Origin of the sequence: Sphingomonas horti, from assembly GCF_009753715.1 — a bacterium.
Classification (GTDB): Bacteria; Pseudomonadota; Alphaproteobacteria; order Sphingomonadales; family Sphingomonadaceae; genus Sphingomonas_B; species Sphingomonas_B horti.
In genome coordinates, this window is record NZ_WQMS01000009.1 from 52,150 (window position 1) to 68,191 (window position 16,042).

16 protein-coding genes are annotated in these 16,042 nt (G+C 59.1%); all 16 read left to right on the top strand.

The window, feature by feature from the left end:
- The first annotated feature begins 13 nt into the window (after nucleotides 1–13).
- The 16 genes from GON01_RS08630 (at nucleotide 14) to GON01_RS08705 (ending at nucleotide 16,040) form a co-directional block, all read left to right on the top strand.
- Entirely contained in the window at nucleotides 14–1,141 is a 1,128-nt protein-coding gene (locus GON01_RS08630; RefSeq protein ID WP_157026970.1) for an N-acetyl sugar amidotransferase, read from the top strand.
- On the top strand, nucleotides 1,138–1,746 hold the full coding sequence (hisH, locus tag GON01_RS08635; protein WP_157026971.1) for an imidazole glycerol phosphate synthase subunit HisH: 609 nt from the start codon (nucleotides 1,138–1,140) through the stop codon (nucleotides 1,744–1,746). Before GON01_RS08630 ends, hisH begins: the two co-directional genes overlap by 4 nt.
- Nucleotides 1,743–2,522 carry a HisA/HisF-related TIM barrel protein gene (locus GON01_RS08640; protein ID WP_157026972.1) on the top strand — a complete coding sequence of 260 codons (780 nt, stop codon included), beginning with the start codon at nucleotides 1,743–1,745 and terminating at the stop codon, nucleotides 2,520–2,522. Before hisH ends, GON01_RS08640 begins: the two co-directional genes overlap by 4 nt.
- Entirely contained in the window at nucleotides 2,519–3,757 is a 1,239-nt protein-coding gene (locus GON01_RS08645) for an N-acetyl sugar amidotransferase (protein ID WP_157026973.1), read from the top strand. The genes GON01_RS08640 and GON01_RS08645 overlap by 4 nt, the downstream gene beginning before the upstream one ends.
- Nucleotides 3,754–4,749: a zinc-dependent alcohol dehydrogenase gene (locus GON01_RS08650; protein WP_157026974.1), complete on the top strand. Its 996-nt coding sequence runs from the start codon at nucleotides 3,754–3,756 to the stop codon at nucleotides 4,747–4,749. Before GON01_RS08645 ends, GON01_RS08650 begins: the two co-directional genes overlap by 4 nt.
- On the top strand, nucleotides 4,746–5,819 hold the full coding sequence (locus GON01_RS08655; protein WP_157026975.1) for a Gfo/Idh/MocA family protein: 1,074 nt from the start codon (nucleotides 4,746–4,748) through the stop codon (nucleotides 5,817–5,819). The genes GON01_RS08650 and GON01_RS08655 overlap by 4 nt, the downstream gene beginning before the upstream one ends.
- A 188-nt stretch (nucleotides 5,820–6,007) precedes the next feature.
- Entirely contained in the window at nucleotides 6,008–7,345 is a 1,338-nt protein-coding gene (locus GON01_RS08660) for a capsular polysaccharide export protein, LipB/KpsS family (protein WP_157026976.1), read from the top strand.
- Complete coding sequence (locus GON01_RS08665) at nucleotides 7,317–8,639, top strand: hypothetical protein (protein ID WP_198159815.1); 1,323 nt, start codon at nucleotides 7,317–7,319, stop codon at nucleotides 8,637–8,639. Before GON01_RS08660 ends, GON01_RS08665 begins: the two co-directional genes overlap by 29 nt.
- A complete protein-coding gene (locus GON01_RS08670; RefSeq protein WP_157026978.1) occupies nucleotides 8,636–9,235 on the top strand; it encodes an acyltransferase in 600 nt (199 codons plus the stop codon). The genes GON01_RS08665 and GON01_RS08670 overlap by 4 nt, the downstream gene beginning before the upstream one ends.
- Nucleotides 9,228–10,481 carry an O-antigen ligase family protein gene (locus GON01_RS08675; RefSeq protein ID WP_157026979.1) on the top strand — a complete coding sequence of 418 codons (1,254 nt, stop codon included), beginning with the start codon at nucleotides 9,228–9,230 and terminating at the stop codon, nucleotides 10,479–10,481. Before GON01_RS08670 ends, GON01_RS08675 begins: the two co-directional genes overlap by 8 nt.
- Before the next feature lie 3 nt (nucleotides 10,482–10,484).
- Nucleotides 10,485–11,486, top strand: coding sequence for a CgeB family protein (locus GON01_RS08680; protein WP_157026980.1), 1,002 nt, complete (start codon nucleotides 10,485–10,487; stop codon nucleotides 11,484–11,486).
- Nucleotides 11,408–12,232 carry an FkbM family methyltransferase gene (locus tag GON01_RS08685; RefSeq protein ID WP_181600083.1) on the top strand — a complete coding sequence of 275 codons (825 nt, stop codon included), beginning with the start codon at nucleotides 11,408–11,410 and terminating at the stop codon, nucleotides 12,230–12,232. The genes GON01_RS08680 and GON01_RS08685 overlap by 79 nt, the downstream gene beginning before the upstream one ends.
- Nucleotides 12,233–12,251: 19 nt before the next feature.
- Entirely contained in the window at nucleotides 12,252–12,992 is a 741-nt protein-coding gene (locus GON01_RS08690; protein ID WP_181600084.1) for a WecB/TagA/CpsF family glycosyltransferase, read from the top strand.
- An 8-nt stretch (nucleotides 12,993–13,000) separates the two neighbouring features.
- On the top strand, nucleotides 13,001–14,032 hold the full coding sequence (locus GON01_RS08695) for a Gfo/Idh/MocA family protein (protein ID WP_198159816.1): 1,032 nt from the start codon (nucleotides 13,001–13,003) through the stop codon (nucleotides 14,030–14,032).
- Nucleotides 13,942–14,913, top strand: a complete 972-nt coding sequence (locus tag GON01_RS08700) for a hypothetical protein (RefSeq protein ID WP_309503554.1) — start codon at nucleotides 13,942–13,944, stop codon at nucleotides 14,911–14,913. The genes GON01_RS08695 and GON01_RS08700 overlap by 91 nt, the downstream gene beginning before the upstream one ends.
- The gene (locus tag GON01_RS08705; RefSeq protein ID WP_181600085.1) at nucleotides 14,910–16,040 is read left to right on the top strand and encodes an NAD-dependent epimerase/dehydratase family protein; all 1,131 of its coding nucleotides are present in this window, start codon (nucleotides 14,910–14,912) and stop codon (nucleotides 16,038–16,040) included. Before GON01_RS08700 ends, GON01_RS08705 begins: the two co-directional genes overlap by 4 nt.
- Nucleotides 16,041–16,042: the final 2 nt, after the last annotated feature.

The following is a 16,042-nucleotide window of genomic DNA, read 5'->3' on the forward strand; positions in this document are numbered from 1 at the left end:
GATTGTTTGTTAGATGAAATACTGCACACGCTGCCTTCAGCCAGACACCCGACCGAATACCCGATTTACGCCGGCAGGAACCTGCCCGGCGTGCGACTATTTTGAACGGCTGCAGGATGTGGATTGGCAGGAACGCATTGAGATTCTCGAGGATCTCCTGTCAAGCTACCCGCGTCGAGCTGGCCGCCATTTCGACTGCATCATCGGCGTTTCAGGTGGAAAGGATTCGACCCGCCAGGCTCTATGGGTGCGTGACAAGCTAGGCTTGAGGCCATTGCTGGCCTGCCTCAGCTATCCCCCCGAGCAAGTGACCGAGCGGGGAGTCGACAATCTATCGGCCCTAATCGAGCACGGGTTCGATGTCGTGATTTCCGCGCCGGCCCCGCAAGTTTGGCGCAAGCTGATGCGGACGGCATTCGACCGGTTCACGAATTGGGCGCGATCGACCGAACTGGCACTCTTCAGCTCAGTGCCGCAGTTGGCGATACGGTATCAGGTTCCGCTGATCCTTTGGGGGGAAAATCCCGGGCTTCAGTTGGGCGACCTCAACACACTCGGGCGTACCGGCTACGACGGTAACAACCTGCGCTACATGAACACATTATCCGGCGGCGCGATTGATTGGATGCTCGAAACAGCCGAGATGCGCAATCTCATCCCATATCAATATCCTACACCAGAAGAATTTGAAGCGCACGGCATACAGATCGTCTACCTTGGATGGTTTCTCGGCGATTGGTCATTGGTTAACAACGGCATGTATTCGGCCGTGAATGGTCTTCACATCCGCACCGACGATGTTGAAAATACCGGCGACCTTCGTGGCGTTTCTTCGCTCGATGAGGATTGGGTGACGCTCAATCAAATGATTAAGTACTACAAGTTCGGCTTTGGGCGCGTGACAGACTACGTCAATGAAGAAATAAGAATTGGGCGCTTAACACGAGAACATGCGGCTATTCTGGTCAACGAATATGATGGTCGTTGCTCATCGGAATACATTTCCGCGTTTTGTGACTATATTGGGATTAGAGTGGATGAATTCTGGAAACAGGTCCGCGCTTGTGTAAATCGGCAGCTTTTCGATATTTCGCCGGCCGGCGAGATCACCCGCAGATATAAGGTCGGAATCGGGCTATGAGCCGCCGAACGATTGGCGTGGTCGATTATGGCGTCGGCAATCATGCATCCGTCTGGCGCGCGCTTCATGGACTTGGATATCGTTGCCGGATCAGTGCCGAACCCGACGTACTCAGCGCGACCGATCTTCTGGTTTTGCCGGGTGTTGGGGCATTCGGCGCGGCGATGGAGGCGCTCCATCGGCACGACCTCGACGAATATTTGAAGCACAGGTCGCGCGATGGCATGCCCTTGCTTGGCCTTTGCCTGGGGATGCAACTTCTAGCCGATGCGTCTTCGGAGCACGGCCTGACAGCCGGGCTGGGCTTGATCCCCGGAAATGTCGAACCGCTCGACCAAAGACGCTGGCATATTGGCTGGAATTCCATCGAAGTCACCAAGGAAGATACTCTGTTCCGATCTTCCGACGGCCAGTCCATGTATTTCAATCACAGCCATGTATTCCGCGCGCCCGAGGAATATCAGGTTTGCATTACCCGACTGGAACGTGCCTTTCCGGTCGGCGTCCGACGCGGCAACGTTGTGGGCCTTCAGTTCCATCCCGAGAAGAGCCAGAATTCGGGCCGCGTCCTGCTGAGCAGCATCATCGAAGGCTTGTGCCGGTGATCCGTAAGCGCATAATCGGCGTCATTACCGTCAAAAACGGCTGGGCGGTCCAATCGATCGGCTACCGGCGCTACCTTCCCTTGGGACGGCCCGAGATTCTAGCCGAAAATCTCGATCGCTGGGGCGCAGACGAGATATTGCTCCAATGCATTGATCGAAGCGCCCATGGTCTCGGCCCCGACCTGTCTCTCCTCGATCGGGTCGGCCGGCTCGGCTTGTCGACGCCCCTTATCTATGCCGGCGGAATCCGGACCGCTCAGGATGCGATCACAGTGGTCGCAACCGCAGCCGATCGCGTGCTGGTCGACTCCATGCTGTGGGACGATCCCGATGAAATCGGCAGATCGGGCGAATATCTCGGCAATCAGGCCATAATTGCGTCGCTCCCTCTCTCGATCGAGGGACATGAGGTTCGTTGGCTGAACTACCGAACGGGCATCAGTGCACCATTTTCGGATCGCCTCCTCAAGGATTTGGCGGCAGGCACGATTTCCGAGGCCCTGGTTATCGATTGGCGCCACGAAGGCCAGCCCTTGCGGTTCGATGCAGCGCTTCTCGACGCGTTGCCTTGCGACGTGCCACTAATCGCATTCGGAGGATTGTCCGACGCCGCTCAGTTGTCCAACATTCTCCGTTCCCCGCGTGTTGCCGCGGTGGCAATCGGCAATTTTCTGTCTTATCGCGAACACGCTTTGCAGGCATTTAAGCAGAATCTGGTCGGCCTCCCGATCCGCCCGGCGACTTACCAGCAATCCTCCGACTTCTGCGCTCCATGACCGAAGCCATTGCCTGTTCCCGCTGCCTTTACACGACGAGTCATCCGCTCGGGTTGATCGTTGATGATGAAGGCGTCTGTTCCGGATGCCGAATCCATGAGGAGAAGGACAGGTTGGATTTTGCCGAGCGTTGGGAGAAGCTGGTTTCCATCATCGCTCCCTATCGCGCGACGAGCGGCAAAACCTATGACTGTATTGTCCCGGTGACGGGAGCGCATGATTCACATTGGATCGTGCACGTAGTGAAGGAGCGCCTCGGCCTCAATCCGCTGCTCGTAACCTACAACAAATACTTCAACACTCCACTTGGCATCCGTAACCTCGCAAATCTGCGCATAAAGTTTGATTGCGACGTTCTGATCCAGAATGTGAACCCGCTGTCGGTGAAGAAGATCACCCGGACGACGCTGAGGGAGTTCGGCAGCATTTATTGGCCATGCCTAGCGGGGCAGACCGTGTTTCCTGTGCAGACCGCTGTTCGATACAAGGTACCGCTGATCATATGGGGCGCGCATCAGGGCCTGGAACAGGTAGGCATGTTCAGCCACGAACATGAAGTCGAAATGACACGCCGATATCGAAAAGATCATGACCTGATGGGTCGGGAAGCGGATGACCTGCTGTCGATATTCGATACGTTAAAGGAAGAAGATATCTGGCAGTACCGATACCCGAGTGATGGGGAGCTGAACAGCGTCGGGATCCGCGGGATCTATCTAGGAAATTATATCCGATGGGACCCTAAGGCGCAGCATGAACGAATGGCTGAAACCCATGGATATAAGGGCGCAGCGTTCAGGCGGACGTTCGACACCTACGACTATGTGGACTGCTTCAACTACATGGATGTTCACGACCATTTGAAATGGATAAAGCACGGTTATTCGAAAGTGACCGATCACGCCTGCCGCGAAATCCGTCATGGCCGTCTCGATCGGGAAACGGCGCTCGCGCTAGTCCGGCACTATGAGGAGCAGCCGCTTCAATACCTGGACCGATTTCTCGAGTGGCTGGACCTGACGCCGGCCGGGCTCGAATTCGTTCTGAACGAACACCGCAATCGGGACATGTTCGACGAAATGAAACCAAATCGCTGGCATCGCAAACCACGTCCTGATGCGGCTCCAGCCGATATCCGCGCAGCGGAGCGCCGGCTTGCATTCGTAGCGGAAGCGTCGCTCGATTCATCCGGACGAGGGGCCTATGTCACGGTGGGCAAGGGTTTTCCGTTGTGACTGTGACGGCCAAAGTTGCATGGCTCACCGCTCCTGGCAGGCTGGAGTTCCGTCACGAAGAGCTGCCGCCCCCGCAGCCCGGCGAAATGTTGTGCGAGACGATCGTGACAGCGATATCCCCTGGCACCGAGCTTGCCGCCTACACCGGCAAGCCCCCTCTCCGGCCCAGCGTCGTTTATCCGCGACTCCAGGGGTATTGCAGTGTGGCGAGAGTCCTCGAAAGCTCGGCAGAGGGCTTCTCGCGTGGCGATCGGGTCCTGAGCTTTGCATCGCATCGCAGCCACTTGACTCTTCCGGCGGGCGAGGTGCTGCTGAAGCTGCCTGACGAGGCCGATGCCGGGAAGATCGCCTGCACCTATCTTTATCATCTCGGCTACAACGCGGTGTTGCGCTCGGGCGTCCGTCCGGGCTCGCGGGTGCTGGTGATCGGACTAGGAGCGCTGGGCTTAACGAGCGTAACGATGGCCTGCATCGCCGGTGCCGATGTGCATGCGATTTCCGATCAGGCCCGCCCTGCCGCGATCGCCAGTCTCCTCGGCGCACAGACGTGGAGGCGAGACCAGGAGCGGCCGCTCCAGGAGGCCCTCGACGGCGGCGCGGACGTGGTCATCACCACGGTCAGTGGCTGGGACGATTGGCAGCGCGCTCTTCGCCTGGCCGGACAGAACGCCACTCTCGCTTGCTTGGGGTTTCCGGGGCGCGGCGAGCCGCCGCCCTCGCAAAACCCGTTCGACAGTCAGTATTTCTACATGAAGCAGCTGCGCATCGAAGCTGTGGGCTGGTCTCCGGAAGTCAACGATAATCGCGGCTTTCTGCGGTTCAACGAGCGCGAGAACATTGCCTGGCTGGCAAGCCTGATCTGGTCCGGACGCCTGGACCCTGCATCTCTGGTATCGGGCACGTACGACGGTCTGGAGTTGGGCCAGGCCTACGAAGACCTGCTGATGCGTCGAAATTCCGCGGTCACATACCTCCTGAAGTGGGCAGCATGATCAAGGCTGCCGTGATCGGCTGCGGCCGCATGGGCGCGTTCACGAGTGAGAGCGTGAAGCGGTCCGCGCCTCCTTGTTGGTTTCCACTCGCCCATGCTGAGGCCATGGCCGCGCACCCCGCGGTGGATCTCGCTGCTCTTTGCGATCCCGATCCCGCGCAGCTGGAACGCGCCCGCGCAGCCTATGGTGTGCAGGCAGGCCTGGCCGACTACCACACGGTCTTGAGTACGATCCGACCCGCTTTGGTGGGCATTGCCACACGCACGCCAGGACGCGCGCGCATTATCGAGGAATGCATCGCGGCCGGGACCCGCGCGCTGCACGTGGAAAAGCCTCTTTGCAATACAGTGGCTGAGCTCGACGCACTCGCGAGCCTGTTCGAGCGGCCCGACATTCACGTGTCCTATGGCGCGATCCGCCGGCTGTTCCGCATCTATCACTACGCGCGGGAACTCGCTGGCTCCGGCCAGTTCGGCCGACTGTTGGACATTCGGGTCTCGATGGGAGCAGGCGCTCTCTATTGGACCCATCCTCATAGCGTCGATCTAATTCTATGGGCAGCAGGCGACCGGCGCGTGACCGGCGTGCAGGCCAGGCTGGCCAATGTCGAACTCGGCGGGATTACATCCCATGTCGTAAGCGACCCTGTTATTGAAGGCGCGTCGATCTGGTTCGACGACGGAACCGTGGGCCATATCGGGCGGGCCATTGGCGCGGATCTAGTCCTTTCCTGCGAAGCTGGCGAAGTTGCTGTCGTGAACGACGGCGACAGCATTTCGATATCGACGTCGCCGACGAATGGTCCTTATCCGAAACGATCGATATTGGAGTGGCAGGCGGAGCAAGTGCCGGAAGGGACCTACGCCGCCATAGATCAGCTCGTTCGATGCCTCGCGGGCGAAGCTGAGGCCCAAACAATCAACGCCACGATCAAGCGCGACATCATCGTGGGGCAGCGGATATTATTTGCTTTCGTTCAATCGCATCTCGAGAAAAGCCGGCTAATCTCGTTGCAGGAGGTGAACCCCTCCATGCGGATTGATGCGAGAAGCGGTTTGCGTGCCGCGTGATCGCGGAGCATCGCCACTCCCTTGCTCCATCAGCCTTCCCTCCCAGGGCGGCCCAAGTGGCCGGTGATGGACGGCGGACGGGGGGATGCTACGAAGCAGCCCTGCCTGGATCAGTGTCTGCTCTCAGATAAGCTATCAAGACTCCGTTCCTCCAAGCCTGGGACGGAAATCGCAATGTAGGAAGAACAATGAAGCTGCCTAAGGTCGTTTTTTTTGCGAGAGGGTACCAAGCCGACTATTTTCCGACGTTGGCCAGCAATCGTTATGAAGCAGTTTTCGTCACGCTTACTCGCGCAGAGAAGCGGATCGTCGAGCGGCGCGGCCACAAAGTCGTGGCGTGTTTCGAATGCGATTTCGATCGCCTTCCCGAGGAGGAATTGCCGGAAGCCTATTTGCGTACGTCGTTCATGGCTGATCGTTTCCTCGGCCGCTTTGATGCGCCAATGCGACGCCATATTCTCGCCAAGGAGCGTGCATTTTGGAGTAGGATCCTGGACGAGCATCGACCGGCAGCAGTCGTAAACGAACTGGTTGCCATCGAAATCTCGGAAGTCCTTCTGATTGAGGCAGAAGCGCGGGGCATACGGTATTTGGCAGGGATGAACTGCGTCGTTAACGACCTGTTCTACTGGCTTCCCGATCCCCTGAGCCTTTCTGGCCGCTTCATCCCCGACTCGCGCCCGGGCGACGAGTCACGACGTGCAGCGGAAGCATATCTCGAGGAGGTCCGGCAGCAGGACTACAAGCCCTTTTATGTGCAGAACCTGAGCGATCGCCGCGCGCTCCGCCCCATCGCTGCCGCCGCGGCGAAATTTGCCTATTGGCGGTTGAAGCGCCTGTTCGGCCGCCGCTTCTCGTACGAGACGTACTCCGAAGAATATGCGAAGAAGCTGTCGGTCTTCTTCAAGAGCTTCTTTGTCGGTTATGATCGCCTGGAGGACATCCCGGACGGCATTGAAGCGATCTTCTACCCCCTTCACCAGGAACCCGAAGCGACCTTGAATTACATGTCGGAATTCTATTCCGATCAGGTATCCACCATAGAGAACATCCTTAAGTGCCTTACCCCGGACCAGGTGCTTGTCGTGAAAGAGCATCCGGTCGACAAGGGCTCGCTGCTGCGTCGCAAGTTCAGGCTCATCCGGAAGAATTGCTCGGCCCTCTACTATCTGCCGGCTGAGGTGCACGGGCGACAAGTGCTCGACCGGGCCAGTCGCGTGGTCACGCTCACCAGCACCGTCGGGTGGGAAGCCGCCGTCACCGGACACCCGGTTTACGTCATGGGCCAAATCTTCTACGACAATGTGCCTGGAATCACCCGCATCGCCAACTTTGCCGATTTGAAGGCGGCGCTTCGCCTGCCGTTGTCGGACCAGAGTCGGGCGTCCCTGGAATCCGTCGGGGACTTGGTCGCCCGAATGGTCGAGGCGAGCTATCGCGGCAACCCATTTCCGCACGCCGGCCTCTATTCGGAAGACAATCGCAAAGCGGTCGTCCATGCCATTGCCAGCGCCGCAGGTGCATGAGTTGATTTCATCCCCTTCGGCATTGCGATCACGCCTATCCGACCCGCGCGTCGCCTTCGTGATCGTGAACGTGGCCACGAATCTGCTGTTCCTTGGACGCAGCTATCTGACGATGCTGGTGTTGGACTACGACAAACTGGGCCTGGTCACCCTGTTGCAGTCCGTCATACTGCTGGTGGGGGCGCTGCAGTTCGGGTTTCTGAACGGCGGCTATCGCCTGCTTTGTGACGGTGCATCCGAGGCGAGCACCCGAATCAACGACGTCGTGTACACGGCCCTTTGCGTGATCGGCATCATTTCCATTGCCGCGGCGCTGCTCGCGATGCCGTTCAGTCAGAATCTCTCATTCGCACTCGTCCTCCTGGTCGGCGCCGCCGCGGGCGGATGGACGCTTGTCCGAACGTGGGTCGCAAACCAGCTTATCGCGTTCGCCGAGCTGCGGATGCTGAATCGGGCCACGCTGCTGGCCGCGATTGCCTCGCTCGCGTTGCTCGTCCTGGTCCCAGCCTGGCCTCTGCTTGCCTGCATGGCATCGGTCGCCGCGCAACCGGTGGTGTTCGTCGCCTACGTCCTGGCCCGGCGCGCCGATCTGCGCCCCAGGGCAATCTCGTTCGACATGATCCTCGTCCGGCGAATAATGGCAAGCGGCTTCATTGTCTTTTTGACCGGCATCTTTCTGCAGGCCAATACCCAGTTCGAGCGCTGGTACGTCGTCGGCACCCTCGGAATCGACAGCCTCGGCCATCTCTACCTGGTTTTCCTGTTCATTACGCTGTTCAACCTGATGCCGACCACATTCGACGCGATTTTCCTGCCGCGGCTGGTGCGTTCGCGACGCGACGGCGACATGCCGGCGGTCGCGCAGGGAATCCGATCGTTTCTTGTCGTGCAGCTCAGCTACTGCCTGGCGGCGGCATTGGCCCTCGCCGTGCTTGCCGCGCCCGTCCTGAAGCTGATTCTTCCGCGCTATCTGCCGGATCTCCGCTACGTCTACGTGGTCGCCCCGGGCCTGATACTCTTCACCCTAGCGACACCCTTTGCGATCGTGTTCAACGTACTGATCCGGTACCGGACATATCTTCTAGCCTATGGTGCCGGAACGGTTATCACCGCAGCCCTGCTGGGAGCGAGCCTGGTGACCCGCCCCCATCTTGGCCTTGACGGCGTGATGATGGTGCGTGCGGGTGCCTATGCCGTGATGGCCGTGATCCTGATCGCCGGCTATGTTGCCGCGTGTGCCAGATACCCGGAATTCCAGTTGTTCCAGCGGCACCGGAAAGGCCGGCAGCGATGATCCATTTCCGCATCCGGGACCTGATCTCCGTCCTCTTCTACCGACTCCTGGCACCGTTTTTCGGCACGTTCGGGCGCAGGGTCCGGATTGTCTTTCCGCTGCGCATCTGGGGCGCCAGACACTTTCATCTCGGCGACGACGTCACCCTTCAATATGGCGCCTATATCGCTGTGCTTCGCGATCACGAGCGCAATCCGCGCCTTGAAATCGGTCAAGGTACGATGGTCGGCAACCATGCGCATATCGTGTGCACGCAGCATGTTGCGATCGGCACACGCGTACTGATCGCCGATCGCGTGTTCATCAGCGACAACGGGCATGAGTATCGCGACCCGAGCCGTGCAATTCTGGACCAAGGCCAGTACCGGATGGGGCTGGTGGCGATCGGAGACGGCTCCTGGATCGGAGAGAACGCCGTAATCCTCGGCTGCCGCATCGGCCGCAATTGCGTGATCGGCGCAAACAGCGTCGTCACCCGCGACATCCCGGATTTCTGTGTTGCCATCGGGTCGCCAGCCCGTATAGTTCGCCGCTACCATCCTGCCACGGACAGCTGGCGGCCAACTGACCGGTCCGGACAATTCGCTGATGAATGAAATTCGAGCTCTGCGCAGCCATGCGCCGCGCCCGGCCGGACCATCAAACTTCCTGCCCCGGCTGACGCTGTTCATCGGGATGTTGATGAGCGGCGGCATGTTGCTGTTTCCTCGGCCGGTCCTGCTGGGCCTGCTAGCCATGCTATGCCTTTGGCAGGGGGCGCCGACGAAGGTTCTACGTCCGGAATTTTCCCGCATCTGGCTGGTAATTCTCGCGATCCTCATCGGCGCCATGATCGGAGGCGGCGCGATCGCGAGCAGCGAGAACATCACGCGATTCGCGAACATCATCGGCGGAGTCCTTCTGCTGTCCCTTTACATCGACCAGCCCCGCGACAAGTTGGCCTATGATCTTGTCCCCATCCTGAAATGGATGGCTATTCAGGCGATACTGACCCCACCCTTGGCGCTTCTTCTACCGAATTTCTTTGTCCCGATCGAGGTCAATGACACGACCTACCAGTCGCTGCTTCTCATCTTCAATTATCACGTGACACTCGACCTGCCAGGGTCGATACCCCGTCCCGACGGCTTTTTCTGGGAACCCGGCGTCTTCCAGATATACCTGAACCTTCTGCTTTATATTTCACTGTTTGTCTTCAAACGGCCTCGCCTGGTAGCGCTGGCGATCGCCGGGGTTGTCGCCACCCAATCGACCACCGGCGTTATCGTATGCGCAGTGCAACTGGGCTATTTCGCTCTTCGCAAATTGCAGACCGCAGGGCTGAGAGAGCGAATTCTTGTGCTCGTACTCGCGCCTGTCGCGCTCGTTCCGGTGTTTCTGTTCGCCTATGCGAACCTGAATTCGAAGCTCACCGGCGACTATCGCGGGTCGGCATGGGCACGACAGTACGACCTCATCACCGGCATCCGCATCGCCAATGAATATCCGCTCACCGGCATCGGGTTCGACTATGAGCGCTACTATATCGAGGCGCAGCGGCTCGGCTACAACGAAACCCAATTGGGTATTGGAAATATCACCGAGCGCAGCAACTCAAACAGTTTCGCATCATTGTTTGCCTATATTGGTTACCCCTTGGGTCTGGTTATCGTTTTCGGCATGCTTCGGCAGCGCTTTCTGCGCGACAAGATGCTGATCGCGGTGATGCTGACGCTCTCACTGATCAGCGAGGCATTATTGTTGACGCCATTGTTTCTGGCGATCGTGTTCAGCGGCCTGCTGGTTGCGCCCAAAGTGCCGGCCGATGCGCGACGGACCGCCCTGAACCGCGCGGCGGCGTGAACCATGCACATCCTGTTTATCGGAATCGACTATTACGAATACACGCAGCGCATCGTGCGAGAACTGGCTAGACAGGGCCACCGCACGACATTCCATTCGATGGAGCTGACCAAGCGGCGGCACAAGGTATTGAAGCGTTATGCGCCGGGTCGGTTCGAAGCGGCGATGCGCAATTATCACGAGCGGATTCTCGCATCGGAACGCGGAAATCACTACGACCTGGTCCTGTTCCTGCAAGTCCATCGGATGGCACCCGAGATTGTCGCCGATTTCAGGAGCACTTTCCCGGATGCGCGCTTCGTCCTCTACAATTGGGACTCGCTGCGCACTCATGATTATCGCCGCTACACTCAATTCTTCGATAGTTTCCTCACGTTCGATCGTGAAGATGCGCAAGAATTAGGCGCAGGTTATTTACCGCTTTTCGCCCTGCCTGAGTATTTCGGGCACCGGCAGAATGAAGATGCGCGGTTCGACATCTATTTTGTAGGAACAGTGGTGTCCGCCGATCGGTTCCGGGCTGCGCGCGCGCTCAAGCGCTTCTGCAAGACTTCTGGCCTGCGGCTGAAAATGCACCTCTATTGCAGCCCGGCGGGTCTGCTGTCGCTACTGCGCCGCGGCCTCTGGATGCCCGAATTGAAGTTGCGAAGCATAAGCCAGCGGCAGATCATCCAGCTCATGCAGCAATCGCGGGCAACGTTTGATTTCCCCAATCATCGACAGTCCGGCTATACGATGCGCTTTATCGAAAACCTGTGTGCCGGGCTGAAAATCATCACGAGCAACCGCGTCGTACTGGAAGAGACCTTTTACGATGCGGCACGGCTGATGGTCCTTGACGAACATCTCGACTTCAAGGACGTGGCAGAATTTGTTCGAGGCCCCCTCCCCGCTCCGGCGAACTTCTCCAGCTTCTCGCTTGCTTCGTGGGTGAGCAGGCTTGTTTCCAGCGCGACCACCCCGCAGCCGCCAAACAGGGTGGCAGCCACAGTCCACATCGGCTAACGCGCCCGTCTCCAGGGAATCTCATGAAACGCTTTCTCCTCGATCTTGCGAATAGCCTGCTCGTCCCTGCTGGCGTGCAGCTATACCGCCGCGGATTCGATATGAAATCCGGGCTGAAAATGATCGCAAATCGCCAGCCGGGGCTGGCCACCATCATCGATATGGGCGCAGCCCGCGGGCATTGGAGCGCGATGGCCCTTTCGACTTTCCCGCAAGCGCGCGTGATCGGCGTCGATCCGCTGCGTGAGCGCGAACCCTATCTGGCCCAGCTGAAGGCGGCGAATCCGCGCTACGATTACGTGCTCGCAGCGGCCGGCACCGAAGATGGTGGCGACATCGAGATTTCAGTCACGGCCGATCTGGACGGCAGCACCGTCCACGGGGCAGAGGGCGAGCGCCGGATGATCCCGGTGCGATCGATCGATGGGATCGTACGCGAAAAGCAGGCCACGGGTCCGTTTTTCCTCAAATTCGACACGCACGGCTTCGAACGGCCCATCCTGGAAGGCGCCGGCGATACCCTGGCCCAGACTTCTTATATCGTGATGGAGACGTATAACTTCCGGCACACGCCGGACACGCTGCTGTTCCACGAAATGATCGAGTTGCTCGCAGCAAAGGGGTTTCGCGTCCTCCGTCTGGCCGATCCGATGGTCCGCCCCTCTGACCAGGCTCTGTGGCAGGTCGATCTGTTCTTCGCACGCACGGACAACCCGATTTTCGCCAGCGAAACCTATCGCGGCTGACCGGGACGAAAGCAGTTCGGTGACTTCTCCACAAACCGTCGATGTCTTTCGGCTTCGGGTATTCAACGACGACCTGTCGACGATCCCGGTCGACGGCCCGTGCCGCAGCGTGGCGACGATCAGCCCGAACAGCTATGGCATGGCAACGAAAGATGCCGCATTCCGGCGTGCGCTGGAGCAGGCGGACTATCTGGTGCTAGATGGTGTCTATTTCGGGTTGGCCGGCCTGTTGCTCAAAGGACGCACAATCAAAGCCAACCAGGGTCCCGACGTATTCCACCATTTCATGCGCCGTCTGAACGCCTGCGGCGGCCGCGCTTTTTTCCTCGGCGCATCAGAAGCAACGCTGGATGCGATCCATCGGGCAGCGGCTGTACAGTACCCAAATGTCCAGGTCGGGTCGTTCTCCCCACCGTACAAACCCGTATTCGATGAAGCCGACAGCCAGATAATGATTGACGCCGTCAACGGCTTTTCACCCGACATTGTCTTTGTCGGCATGACCGCTCCAAAGCAGGAAAAATGGGTGCATCTTCATCGTGACCGACTGCAGGCCGGACTTGCGATTTCCGTTGGGGCGGTCTTCGACTGGTTTGCCGGGAACGAACGCCCGATCGCCCCGCTCTGGTGGAAGCTGAAGCTCGGCTGGCTGATCCGGACGATCCACCGGCCGGAGATCCTCAAGCGATACCCGAATATCGGCATCTTCTTCGGGCACCTGTTCCTCGCCACTCTCCGCATCAGAAAACACTCCGCATGAACGCTCCTTTGAAGATCGGCATTATCGGCTCCGGCCGGATGGGCATTACACACCACTCGATCATCAACACGCATCCGGACGTGAGGGTCGTCGCAACGGCGGACCCATCGATGGTGATCAACAAATTGCTCGCTAAATATGCGGGCGTCCGCACGCATAGGACCTATGAAGCGCTGTTGCGCGAAGGGGGACTGGATGCAGTCCTGCTCTGCACCCCGCCGGCTGCCAACCACGCAATCCTGACGGCCGTCCGCCAGCACGGCCTGCATGCGTTCGTCGAGAAGCCCTTCGTCCTTTCAGCGACGCAAGGCCGCGAATTGGCCGCGAGTTTCAGCGGCGCCGGTCTCGTCAATCAGGTTGGCTATGTGAACCGCTTCAATGACGTATTCTTCCAGCTGCGGACCCTGGTCTCCGAGGGCGTGTTCGGACGCGTGCACCAATTCCGCTCCGAAATGTACAGCCCGACCATCGTCCGGCAGCAGAAAGGCGAAGGATGGCGAGCCAGCCACGCGAATGGTGGCGGCGCCATCTATGAAATGGCCAGCCATGCCATCGATCTTATCAACTTTCTTTTCGGGAAACCCGATCTCGTCAAGGGATCCAGCCTGACCCGTGTTTTCTCTGAGAACGTCGAGGACATCGTCACTTCGACTTTTCTGTATAAGACCGGCCTGTCGGGATTGCTTTACACCAACTGGAGCGACGCGAGCTATCGCAAGCCGGCCAATCGCATCGAAGTCTATGGCGAGCGGGGCAAGGCCATTGCCGACCAGCACGGATTGAAAATCCATCTGCCGGAAGCGAACGAAGCACACGGCCTGGCCGCCGGCTGGAACCAAAGGAGCATCACCGATCTGAGCACGCCGGTTCCCTTCTACCTGCGAGGTAATGAGTTCACCCGACAATTGTACGATTTTGTCGATGCGATCCGTATGAACCGCAATACGCGGTGCACATTCAGCGATGCCGCGGCAACACTGGAAATTGTCGAAGCCATTTTCGCCGACTGGCAGAACAACAAGAGCGAGTTAGTGGCATGATCGACCGCGTTGTTTTCGGAGACAATCAGTTCTTCGGAATCAATCACATGTCGCAAGACAAAGCCAGCGAGCAAGCCAAACGCTTCGCCGACCTGGACCGCATCTTCGAAGTATATGGCTATGCATTCGAAGCTGGAATCCGCGCGGTCATGCTCAATTCGAACGATCGCGCGCTGGCGATCTGCGACCGGTTCCGCGCGATGAAATCGCAACTGCCGCCGATCGCCTGGTATCCTTCGATCCCCTACCCGCACAAATATGCGGGTCTTGTCGCCGAAAAAGGCATGGTCGGCGCGTTGCAGGGTCTGTTGTTTGCCGATGGCGCCGGGTCCGCGCTCGGCAAGATCGCGCAAGGCGCGATGGCCACCCTGTCATTCGACGCGGTCAGGCTGATGCGGATGCTCGTCGATCAGGAAATGACGATCTTCCGAGGCTTGGACGTGCGCGTCGTGTTTCTGCAGAACATCATCGTCGACCTGATGCTTGGTTTCGAAACGCCAGCTCCGTTCATCGAATATTGCAGTCATATCCGAAAACGGTACGGAGCGAAGCCGGGCCTGATCACACAGAATCTCCCGCTGCTCCACCGCAGACTTGTCGAGTGGGGGATCAAGGACGTCGTAATCTGCTCCTCGATCAACAAGATCGGCTATCTGATGTCTCCCGACCGCGCATCGTACGAGGCGGTGATCGCCCAGAACCATCCGGCCGACTATCAATTCATGGCAATGTCGACGCTTGCGTCGGGAGCGATCCCGCCGACCGAAGCCTATGCGTACATCAACCAGCTCAACATCCAGTCGATCGTATTCGGCGCCTCCTCCCGTGCCAACATCGAGAAAACGGTCGCATCGATCACAGGCGGCGGAGAGGCGCAGTGAACGTCCTGATCACCGGCGGGGCCGGATTTATCGGTTCCAATCTTGCACTGAGGCTCGTCACATCCGGTCACAGCGTCACTGTATTGGATACGTTGTCTCCGCAAATCCATGGGGACGCGCCCGAAGCCTCTCCCCTGTTCCGGTCAATCGAGGGCAAGGTCAGCTTTGTCCGGGGTTCGGTGACGGATCGCCCCCTGCTGGAGCGGTTGCTGCCCGACCACGAGGTCATCGTGCACCTCGCCGCGGAGACGGGCACGGGCCAGTCGATGTATGAAATCGAGCGCTACACGTCCGCTAATGTAGGCGGTACGGCATTGATGCTCGATGTGCTCGCCAGCCGGACCGGAAAGGTCCGCCGCGTGGTCGTCGCCTCCTCGCGCGCCATCTACGGCGAGGGGCGCTATTTCTCGCCTGAGCTGGGTTATGTTTACCCGCCCAGCCGCTCGCCCGACGATATGGAAGCGGGGCGGTTCGAGCCGACCTTTCCCGGAGCCTCCGCGCCGCTCCAGCTCGCCCCGACCGACGAAGAGTCCAAGCTGCACCCGACTTCGGTCTACGGCATCACCAAGCAGGTGCAGGAACAGCTGGTCATGGCAGTATGCCCATCGCTCGGGCTGGAGGGCGTAGCACTTCGCTATCAGAATGTGTTCGGCCCGGGCCAGTCGCTTCGAAACCCCTATACCGGAATCCTGTCGATCTTCTCGAACCTGATCCTTCAGGGCAAGCCCATCAATGTTTTCGAAGACGGTCGGGAAAGCCGCGACTTCGTGTTCATCGACGACGTCGTGACCGCCACCATGCTTGCGATCGAGCACCCCGCCGCCGCCAACCGCCTGTTCAACGTCGGAACCGGTGTCGCCACATCCGTCCTGGAGGTAGCGCGCACATTGGTGCGCCTGATCGGAGTGCAGGTGCCGGTCGAGATCAGCGGGAACTTCCGCATCGGCGACATTCGTCATAACGTCGCCGACACAAGCCGGATTCGGGAGGTGCTGGGTTTCCAGCCGGCATTCGATTTTGAAGAGGGCGTCACATTGTTCGTGGACTGGGCAAAATCCTGCGGCGTGCAGCCAAGCGCCTATGAAGCTTCGCTCGAGGAAATGCGCGCCAAGCGGCTGTTGCGCTAGTC